This is a genomic window from Bacteroides reticulotermitis JCM 10512 (genome assembly GCF_000517545.1).
Taxonomy (GTDB): domain Bacteria; phylum Bacteroidota; class Bacteroidia; order Bacteroidales; family Bacteroidaceae; genus Bacteroides; species Bacteroides reticulotermitis.
Genome location: NZ_BAIV01000010.1, coordinates 149,583 through 159,745 on the forward strand (window position 1 = coordinate 149,583; position 10,163 = coordinate 159,745).

General features: G+C 48.4%; 7 protein-coding genes and 2 pseudogenes. All 9 read right to left on the reverse strand.

Going from position 1 to position 10,163, the window contains the following annotated elements:
- Positions 1–165 precede the first annotated feature (165 nt).
- Positions 166–651: a thioredoxin gene (trxA, locus tag JCM10512_RS08180; protein WP_044162044.1), complete on the reverse strand. Its 486-nt coding sequence runs from the start codon at positions 649–651 to the stop codon at positions 166–168.
- A gap of 91 nt (positions 652–742) precedes the next feature.
- Complete coding sequence (locus JCM10512_RS08185) at positions 743–1,261, reverse strand: GNAT family N-acetyltransferase (protein ID WP_044162046.1); 519 nt, start codon at positions 1,259–1,261, stop codon at positions 743–745.
- 41 nt (positions 1,262–1,302) lie between these two features.
- Positions 1,303–2,802: an L-lactate permease gene (locus JCM10512_RS08190; RefSeq protein WP_044162048.1), complete on the reverse strand. Its 1,500-nt coding sequence runs from the start codon at positions 2,800–2,802 to the stop codon at positions 1,303–1,305.
- Positions 2,803–2,894: 92 nt separating this feature from the next.
- Positions 2,895–4,345, reverse strand: a pseudogene (locus JCM10512_RS08195) (DUF3868 domain-containing protein).
- A gap of 543 nt (positions 4,346–4,888) precedes the next feature.
- Positions 4,889–5,529: pseudogene (bioD, locus tag JCM10512_RS08205) on the reverse strand (dethiobiotin synthase).
- Entirely contained in the window at positions 5,526–6,302 is a 777-nt protein-coding gene (gene bioC, locus JCM10512_RS08210; RefSeq protein ID WP_044162102.1) for a malonyl-ACP O-methyltransferase BioC, read from the reverse strand. Before bioC ends, bioD begins: the two are co-directional and overlap by 4 nt.
- Before the next feature lie 4 nt (positions 6,303–6,306).
- Positions 6,307–7,008, reverse strand: coding sequence for a DUF452 family protein (locus JCM10512_RS08215; RefSeq protein WP_044162052.1), 702 nt, complete (start codon positions 7,006–7,008; stop codon positions 6,307–6,309).
- 32 nt (positions 7,009–7,040) lie between these two features.
- Positions 7,041–8,195, reverse strand: a complete 1,155-nt coding sequence (locus JCM10512_RS08220; protein ID WP_044162054.1) for an 8-amino-7-oxononanoate synthase — start codon at positions 8,193–8,195, stop codon at positions 7,041–7,043.
- The coding region (bioA, locus tag JCM10512_RS08225) for an adenosylmethionine--8-amino-7-oxononanoate transaminase (RefSeq protein WP_044162104.1) at positions 8,192–10,163 on the reverse strand (1,972 nt) is incomplete at its 5' end. The genes JCM10512_RS08220 and bioA, both read right to left, overlap by 4 nt.

Sequence of the window (10,163 nt, forward strand, 5' to 3'; positions counted from 1 at the left end):
AAAAGATGATGAACGAAAGCCGGTGATTCTTTTTCTGTTTATACGATCTGCTAGCTATGTATGAAATAGCCATTCCTCAGCCGTTGCGTATAATGCATAAAAAACCCCTACTTGTCGGATAGACAGGCAGGGGTAACCACTTTTAACCAGAAAAAGTCGATTTAATTATTTCACTTCCTTATTGAGTAGGAATTCATCTATTAACTTCTTCAGTTGATCTTTAGGTAGTGCACCTTGAACGATCTTCGGATCTTCGTCCACGGGGATCACTAACAGAGTCGGTACACTGCGAATGCCAAAGGCACTTGCCAACTCTTCTTCTTTATCTACATCGATTTGGTAAACATCTACCAGGCCGCTATATTCTTTACTGATGTCTTCCAATACTGGGTGAAGAGCCTTGCACGGGCCACACCAAGTAGCAAAGAAATCTACAACTGCAGGGCGTTTGCCCTCAAACTTCCACACATTGGGATCGGCTTCGAAATTATAAACTTTCTTTAGAAAATCCGCCTTATTTAATTCTACGATATTCATTTTCGTTTCCTCCTTAGTTACGTTACTATTCTTTTTATTTCCTCCGTTGCCTGTGCAGGCAGCACCGACAAGCACTATGGCAATGGCTCCTATAAAGTATTTTAAATGCTTCATACGACTTAATTATTTATACTGCAAAGATAGCGGGCTTCTGAAACCTATGAAATAGCAATTTGACTGGAACAGTTGGCAAAACTTCCTTTTTTCACCATTCGCCGATGGTTCCTTGGATAGAATTAAGGGCGTGAGGTATGATTTCGTAAGCTAACGTAAATTGATCCGGTATGCCGGGACAGGTAATACCGAACTTGCTGGCGGACTGAAAACCGAAACGTTGGTAATAGGTCGGGTCACCGGTCAGAAAAGCTGCTTCGTAATTCAAGTCGGCGGCCAAGCGTAAGGCTTCCTTCATCAGCGAAGCGCCCACACCTTGATCCCTGTATGCCAAGAGTACGGATAGGGGAGCTACAAGTAAGGCTTCGTATCGTTCCCCATTGCTTTGTGCGACCGGAGTCTTCGTCAGCATGATATGCCCGATAAGCTTACCGTTATCCTCGGCTACCAGAGATAGTTCGGGAATAAAATTCTTTCCTTCACGTAGCTTAACAGCAAAGTCCTGCTCATCTCCATCCTTTACCTTAGCTGTTTCGAAGGCGGTTTTTATGAGTTGATAAACCTCGGCGTGGTCTTGTTGTGTCTCTTGTCTGATTGTATACTTCGTCATAATTTAATTGTTTAATGAGCAAAGATAGGCCTTTCAGGTAATTAACTGAAGATAAATACGATTATTCCGGCAATGGCAACATAAACCAGCGCATAAGGAATGGCAGCCTTCAATATTTCTCCTTCTTTTCCTTGTTGGTTTCCTGCCGAAGTAGCTATGGCGATACTTTGTGGCGAGATGATTTTCCCGCCCGTAGCACCTACCGTATTAGCTGCCGATAGCCAATCCGGACTGACATTGATCTGTCCGGCAACACTCGCCTGCAATTTTCCGAAGAGGATATTGGACGAAGTGTCACTACCGGTAATAAATGTACCCAGACATCCGATGACAGGAGCGAAGAGTGGATAGAGTCCGCCGGTAGCCGCAGCCAATGCGGTAGCGATAACGGCAATCATACCCGAAGCATCCATTACAGTGGATAGTCCGACCAGGCAGATTACGGTGACGAACGTCTTCTTGAGTTGCTTAGCTGTGTTCCAGAGCACGTTGAAGATATCTTTTACCTTCGCACCTTGTATCAAGCCGCCAATAAATGTACCGATAAATAGGAGAACTCCGGCGTGAGTTAGCCACGAGATGGTGTAATTCACGGTCGAGTCATTGATAGGCAGGCTGATTCGAGTGATCCAGTTGCTTTCCAATACACTGCGGAGGTTAGGGAATAGCGGGCTTGTCAGGATGATAAGCAGCAGAATGAGTAGATACACACTCCAGGCATTGAGTATTTCTTTCAGTCTCAACGGACTTTTTTGTGCCCGTTCTTCTTTGCTCGCAGTCAGTTTGCCATAGGCCACAATGACGATGATGGAGAGAATGCTGCCGATAATGGCCGGAGATTCCGCTCCCATATAGCGGGCTGCAAGGTATTGGCTGACGAAGGAGACTCCTCCCACGAGCAACGCCAGAAATATATTCTTGGGTAATGACTTTACCTTTCGATCGGTCAGAAACAAAAGTACAAACGGGATGAGGAACATCAAGACCGAGAGTTGCAGTACAACATTCGAACTCAATTGGAGTACATCCAAATTGGTCTCTTTAGCCAGCACCAGTACCGGAGTGCCGATAGCACCGAACGCGGTTGCCACACTATTGGCTATCAGGCTGACGGTAGCCGAGAATATCGGTTTGAATCCCAGGCTGATGAGGATAGCTGCCGGAATGGCAACTGCCGTACCGAATCCTGCCATTGCCTCGAGCAATCCTCCGAATCCCCACGTTAGTAACAATACCTGAATGCTTTTATCGGTCGATATGGACGAGAACTGTTGTTTGATGACCTCCATCTTTTGGGTCTTGAGTAATACATTGTAGCTGAAAATAGCCATCCAGATAATAATCAAGATCGGGGAAACTGCCTTCAAAGCTCCGTAGAGAAATGAATACAGCAGGTTCGCGGTGGAGAGGTGAAAGCCCAACGCGGCTATCAACATCGTTACAATGAGTGAGATTACGCTACTTTTATCACCGGACATCTTGAGGAAGGCCATTAGGATGATAAGTAACACGACCGGAGTTACAGCAAGCATTAGAGTCATGATAGTAAGGTTTTTAGAGGTAAAATATACGCCTATTACTCTTATAACAATCGAACGTTCCGTTTGGATGGTTGGATAACCGGATTTTTTATTTATTTTCCTTTATAGTCCCATACGTTTGTCAACGCTTGCCAGTTCTGCCGGGCAGTTTCGTTACCCAACTGTGCCGACTGTTGGAAAAGAGGTATCGCTTTCGAAATATCTCCCTTCTGGAAGTGATAAACTCCGAGGTTGTTGAGGTATTCAGGCGTCTGCCCATCGGCTTTCTCCAAATATTTTAGGGCAGTATCCGTTCTCTTTTGAGAGAGTTCAGCTGCGGCTGCATTCAGGTTGGCAGTCGGATCGTTGGGGAACATACGTACGGCAGCGTCAAATACATCGGTGAATTCACGGCTACCTTTTGAATAGCTATTGGCAACCAGATACATTTCATTTAGGCTCAGGTGCTTGGGATTAGTCACTATGGCTGCTTTGGCTTGCTCTACATTGAATGGGTTCACCGTATATTCAATCAGACAGTTCACTTTGCGTAGTCCCGGATAAATATCTTTTAGTAGGGTTCGATAGGAAACACCGCCTTCGGCTCGCATCAGCTTCTGCTTGCGTAATGCAAGGTCCGGTGTATGCTCGATGATGTCGAGCAGGGTTTGTTTGCCTGTAAGGCGGATGCCTGGAGAGCGGTCACTAATCCGTCCCAGTTCTCTCCGCCGAACGTGACCTTATACTGTCCGGCAGGGACTTTCTTTCTCGCGACCAGATACTCTTTTAGAGCCTCGGCACGCTTCTTCGATAGTTGTTCATTGTGGCTTAGGGTTCCTTCGGGAGAAGCGAATCCGGCTATCTGTACTTCGGTAACGGTCAGGTTAGGGTCGTTTTCCAATTGATCGAACAAGGTGTTGATATGAGCCAGCTCGGATTGATTGTTCATGTATTCTGCCCGGATAACAGTTTGGTTGACCGGGAAGTCGAGATGTGCTTCATAATGTTCGCTACGCTTTTTCACCGCTTCGGCTGTAGGTTGTATGAAAGCGGGCGCGGGCGTTATGCTGCTCAAACGTTTGTTGACAGTCGAAACCTGATTGGTTATCAATTCTTGGGCAACCACTTCCTTGTGCCCGCCACAACCACATAAATTCTCGTCTAGCTTGAGCGAAGCGTTTTCCATCCACGCTTGATAAGGAATGGCTTTCCGGTAAGTCACCACTCCTCGTTGACGATAAGGAATAACGATTGCCGACGAGGCCTGTCTGCCGAGGGAGCTATTGCGCAGGTACGCTTTCTGACGACGATGTCCGTTTATTGTTATTTCCTGCAAAGCTATGCTATGTTCGTTGTCAGTAAGCAAGGGTGTCAAGGTGAGGCTTCGTTCGGAACCAACTGCGAGGTTCTGCATATCCATCGCCATGTTTATATAGAGAGAGTCCCCTTGCTGGTAGAGTGTTACGTCGGAAAGGGTCAATCTTCCGTTCATTAGATTCTGCCCTGCCATAGGGGCGGTTGTCATGAGCACGATCAGCATAAGAAAAGTAAGTTGCCTATTCATTGTTGTACCTTTTTGGGATGAAACCTTTTGAGATTGATTTCTTTTACAACAAAAGAAGTGGGGAATTGTTGTTCGGGGCACATCCTTTTTGCATAGGTCCTAACTTTTTTAAGATTCCGTACGTTCTTCCTCCCTTTAAATCATCGGTCTATGTGGGGCTTGTTTTAGGAATTGTATCGATCTATTACAGCAATTCGAGCGAAAAGGGAGGGAAGCCGATCAGTTAGTATGCTAAATCAAAAGCTGTAAAGCAACTTAGAACGAAGAACATAATAGTGATCATGAAAAACGTATGCTAACAAAAAACGTGTAAACTGAGATCAGGTAAAGTCATACTGCGGAGGAAGTCGTCTGTTTGCCTGGGCAAGAGAACCAAATGCCCTGGGCTTTCCTCTCTCGAGCCCAGGGCAAATAAAAAAAAGCCCAGGGCAAACAAAACGGCCTCCCGCTACCTTACTATATATTACCTCAAATGGCGAGAGAGAATATCCGCCAAGCATGCGACAGGGCAGCGGCAGAGTCGCTATTTCTTAGGCGCACTTCTCAGAGTATCGGCACAGAGATAAACTTAGTACCCGGGAAATTCCGTTGGATATAAGTAGCGATATAATGGCGCGTGTCTTCCCGGATGGTAGGGTCTTCTACATCCGGATAGAGATTGTACAGTACCGTGTCCAACGGGATGTTCCGCTTCTGGATAGCTTCAAAGCTGAGTAGCGTGTGATTGATGCTACCCAACTTACCTGAAGTGACGAAGATAAGCGGATACTTTTCACGAGCCAGGTAATCGATGGTCAGAAGATCATCGGTCAACGGAACCATCAGTCCTCCTGCACCTTCCAGCAGTACATAATCGTACCGTTCGCTGAGTGCTTGTGTTGCTTGTTTGATTCGTTCGAAGTCTATCGGACGGTTGTCAATCCGTGAGGCCAGATGCGGAGAGGCTGGGTAGGAGAATATCTCCGGCATGGTCCACCCGAGCCTATCCTCCTCGGTTAACGGCACACCCATGATGCGACGATGGAGTCAATATCCTCGGAATGCCCCACGTTACCGGTTTGGATCAGCTTCTGCGTGATTGTCCGTTTGCCGGCATTATTCCATTCACGTGCCAGAAAGCCCGTAGCATAACTCTTTCCGGCATCCGTATCGATGCCGCTTATAAAATACACATTCTGTTTCATACTGTTTTCTTTTTAGCTAGTATATAAATCGGATGATAGGTCAGAGGTACTTTCGAAGCACTGCCGAAACGCTCGACGTACTTTTCGCTGAACTCTTGCAGATCCCTGCGTGTCCATACCGAAGTTCGTTGGCTGTTCGGAACTTTGCCCGACACACCGGTTACTCCCGTCTGCTTTAGGTGGTACAAGATGTCCAACGGGTGGTTGAAATTTAGTGAAATCAACTCTTCTCCGGCATAGAGTATGTCGTAATACGGTGAGAGTAACTCTTCCAATTCACCTTTGGAGAGGTAGGGCAGGCCACTTCCTGTGAGTTCGCGTATCTCTTTCATGTTTTCCTTCCCGAAAGAGCTGAAAGCCAGATATCCTTCCGGGGCTAAGAGATTGTGGCACTTCTGAAAGAAGTCGGCAGGCGAATCGAACCATTGCAATGTCGAACAAGAAGTGATAAGCGATTTGCCACCGGGGAAGGTGGTCGATTCGGCATCCCCCGGTAGGAACGTAAGCTGTTCCTTCGGTAGGTCGGAAAAGCAATGTTTCACTTCTCCACACAAGTCGTTGAGCCAAATATGTTTCGGATGGAGCGTCTGGAGTAACATACGCGAGTAATTGCCCGTTCCGCATCCAAACTCGATAATCTCAGGACAAGGCAGATGGATGTATTGTTGAATCAATCCGGTCATCTTGCGTGCAATCTCTTTTTGCACAGAAGCTTGGTCGGTATACGTGCCAATTGCTTTTGTAAACCGTTTGGCTACTCGTTCTTTCTGTATCTGATTATGCATGATAGAGTAGTGGTAATAAACCATCGCTCGCTTCTTCCGAAGAGAGCGGGGTGAATAAGTTTGTGAATAGTTCCTCCGAATAGTGGGCTGCTTTTATTTGTCGAAACGTTGTTTGTTGTTCGTCCCAGGCTTGTTGTTGGTTGGCGGGAGGAAAGATGGCATCGCTTGTACCGATGATTGCTGAATCCCAACGCAATGTGGCTCGTGGCAAAGTTCGATAGCCCTCTTGGATGGCAAATAGTTCTTCTTTCAATTCCGCTGCCGAGCGTTGGGGCACGATCTCCTGAAAGCGTTTGAACGCATTGGCCGAACCGCACATACGGCGTTGGAACTTCTGTAAGTTAGCCTCATCCAACCCGTGCAAAGTTCCTTCGAAGATTGCAGGAGAAATGCCTCGCTGCTCATCAACGGGGTAAGTTGTCCCGTTAATGGCAATGCGATAAGTGACGGGCAGCGTGGCGAGAGTTGTTGCCAACTGCGAAGCTACCCAAACGCCCATGGACCATCCGGCGACCCTAATTTCCGAATACGCTTTCAGCTCCTCAACCGAGAAGTCGAGGGTGCGGTAATCGTAACAGATCATCCAGTCGCATCCAAGCGGGTAGTGCCGAAACGGCCTTTCGTCCATTCCCCATCCGGCAAAGAAGAGTAGCAGGCGGGGCGAATTTTGGTGTATAAGAAATGTTTGTTTCATAAGTATGTTTACTTGCTGTTTGATCGTCCGGCTTACAATACTTCCGTAAGCTGTTCGATCTCTTGAGGTGTTACATCAGCCGTGAGTGAAAAGCGAATCCGGGAGGTTCCTTCGGGCACACTAGGCGGGCGTACGGGAAGTGCATAGAATCCTTTCCGTTGCAGTTCCTCCGCTTTCAGCACCGCTTTCTCACTGCTACCGATAAGCATCGGGACGATGTGGCTGATCGACGGACAAGCATACCCCTTACTCAAAAGAGCCTTTGTCAGTTGGCTACTAATGAGCCGGAGCGTATCTCTTCGTTGCCTGAAATCGGGAAGGCGTTGCACGACAAACGAAGTCCATTCCACGTTGATGGGAGGAAGAGCGGTTGTGAAGATGAAGGTACGCATCTTGTTTATCAGGAAATTCCGTATCACGCGGCGGCAAACGATGTAAGCTCCCGCCGAAGCGGCTGCCTTGCCGAAGGTTCCAACCAGGAAGTCGATGTCTTGCGTACAGCCTTGTTCCTCCGCACAGCCGAGTCCTTGGGTTCCGCGAACACCGAAGGCATGCGCTTCATCTACGTAAAGCAGCACATTGGGGTAGGCTTTCTTTAGTTCGACTAAGGCTTGTAGATTACTTTCATCGCCATCCATACTGAATATGCTTTCGGTCACCAGAATGATTTGCGAGTACCGGAAGGTGTTTGCCGCGACTAATCGTTGGAGTTGCGACAGATCGTTGTGTCGATACCGAATGCACTTGGCTGCCGACAGCCGTATGCCGTCTATCAGACTGGCATGAATCAGTTTGTCGGCTAATATCAAGGTCCGGCTGTCACAAATTGCCGGAAGTATGCCGGTGTTGGCGTGATAGCCACTGTTGAACACTAACGCACTCTCCGTAGCGAAGAGTGCAGCCAACTGTTCCTCCAATTGCCGGTAGGCGTGAAAGTTTCCTGTCAGCAGTCGGGAAGAAGAGGAGGTAGGATAGAAAGTATCCGCGGTTAGTCCGTTCAGGAATGCTTCCCGCAAAGAACGGTCGTTGGCAAGCCCGAGGTAATCGTTGGAAGAGAGGTTGAGCATGTGACAAGTATCTGTCGATATATACTTGCCCTCGTGGACCAGTGGAGGGAGCGAACGATAGTTCTTCCGCTCCTTCAACTCGTCCAACTCTTGTTGCATGGCATTCAGTAGGTTACTCATAGCTCGCGTACTATTTTAAGTAAGCCGGTAGTAAGCTTGTGCAACTCTTCCGGTGTGATGATATACGGTGGCATGAGATACACCAACTTGCCAAATGGACGTACCCAGATTCCTTCTTCGACAAAGCGACGCTGCATATAGGCCATGTCTACCGGTTCTTTCGTTTCAATGACTCCGATAGCACCCAGTACGCGGACATCCGCTACTTGCGGCAACGTACGGGCCGGTGCCAGTTCGATACGCAATTGATTCTCTATGCGTTGCACGTTTGCCTGCCAGCCCGATTCCAGTAGGAGCTTGGTTGAAGCATACGCAACTGCACAGGCAAGCGGATTGCCCATAAATGTAGGCCCGTGCATAAATGCGCCGGGAGCGTGGTTCGAGATCGTATCGGCTACTTGGTTGCTTGTCAGCGTTGCCGAAAGTGTAACGTACCCTCCGGTTAAGGCTTTACCTATGCACATGATATCCGGTTCTACGCCCGCATGTTCCCAGGCAAAGAGTTTGCCGGTGCGTCCGAATCCGGTAGCTATCTCATCGTAAATCAATAGCAAACCGTATTCCTCACAGAGTTGTTTGGCTTCACGCAGGTATTGCGGATGGTAGAAACGCATACCACCGGCTCCTTGTACGATGGGTTCCAGAATTAATGCGGCTAATTCTCCGGCATGTTTCTTCAGAGTTTCCCGTAGGGGGACAATGTCTGCCGGATTCCATTCGCCGTCAAAACGTGAAACAGGAGCGGGAACAAAGTAACGTGCCGGAAGTGCTGACCCAAAGATACTGTGCATGCCTGTGACCGGATCGCAGACCGACATCGCGTTCCAAGTGTCTCCGTGATAACCGGAACGAATCGTAACGAAGTTATTCTTCTTCACTTCTCCGGCTGCATACCAATACTGTATCGCCATTTTTAAAGCAACTTCTACGGCCACCGAACCGGAATCGGCGTAGAATATCTTCTGTAGAGAAGGCGGTACGAGGGGGAGAAGAAGTTTACCCAGTTCGATGGCGGGGTCGTGCGTCAATCCTCCGAACATAACGTGCGACATCTTTTCGAGCTGTTTGTTTACCGCCCAGTTGAGCACCGGGTGATTGTAACCGTGGATAGCGCACCACCACGAAGACATCCCTTCGACTAAGGTTTGCCCGCTCTCAAGCGTAATCGTTGCACCGTCCGCCCGTTCTACTTTGTATACGGGAAGTGGGTTGGAGGTAGAGGTGTACGGATGCCAAAGATGTTCGCGGTCGAACTGTGAATCGGCAAAGTGATAGCCTTCTTCCAGAATCATTTTCTTATCGTCCGAAACTTTCGAGCCGAGAGTTGTCAGCAGGTCGCCGACGATTGCAGAGTTTATACCGATGTATAAGGCCTTGCGCATGGCTTGGGGAGTGAGTTGGGAACGTCCCCCCGCAAAGCGTAGGAAGGCGGTGGGGTTGATAAACCGGAATAGGGCGATGCATCGCAGGATGTCTTCTTCACTCAACGGCTTCTCATGTTCCAACGGTGTGCCGGGTATCGGACTTAAAAGATTGATTGGAATGGATTGTACCTCGAGTTCGGCCAGTGCGAAAGCAAATTCAATGCGTTGTTCAACAGTTTCACCCATGCCGATAATTCCGCCGCTACAAATATCCATGCCCACTTTGCGGGCAGCCAGCAGAGTCGCTATCTTTTGCTCTTGGGTATGGGTGGAGCAGAGTTGGGAGAAATAGGAGGGAGCCGTTTCGAGGTTGCAATGGTAGCGGGTGACCCCGGCATTGTGTAAATCTCGTAGTTCGTCTTCTTCGAGTAAACCTAGTGAAGCGCAGAGTTGAATGGAAGCGTGACGCCTCATATGGCGCACTGTGTGGCAAAGCTGGGTGATCTGTTTGGGAGAAGGTTTTCGGCCGCTGGTGACAAGGGAGAAACGATTGACGTCTTGACTTTCGTTGTACTTGGCTTGTCGGAGGCATTCCTCAGCGGGG

Bases quoted from the DNA above. Each gene is read 5' to 3' on its own strand.
- trxA (WP_044162044.1), bottom strand. From the start codon at position 651: ATGAAGCATTTAAAATACTTTATAGGAGCCATTGCCATAGTGCTTGTC.
- JCM10512_RS08185 (WP_044162046.1), bottom strand. From the start codon at position 1,261: ATGACGAAGTATACAATCAGACAAGAGACACAACAAGACCACGCCGAG.
- JCM10512_RS08190 (WP_044162048.1), bottom strand. From the start codon at position 2,802: ATGACTCTAATGCTTGCTGTAACTCCGGTCGTGTTACTTATCATCCTA.
- JCM10512_RS08215 (WP_044162052.1), bottom strand. From the start codon at position 7,008: ATGAAACAAACATTTCTTATACACCAAAATTCGCCCCGCCTGCTACTC.
- JCM10512_RS08220 (WP_044162054.1), bottom strand. From the start codon at position 8,195: ATGAGTAACCTACTGAATGCCATGCAACAAGAGTTGGACGAGTTGAAG.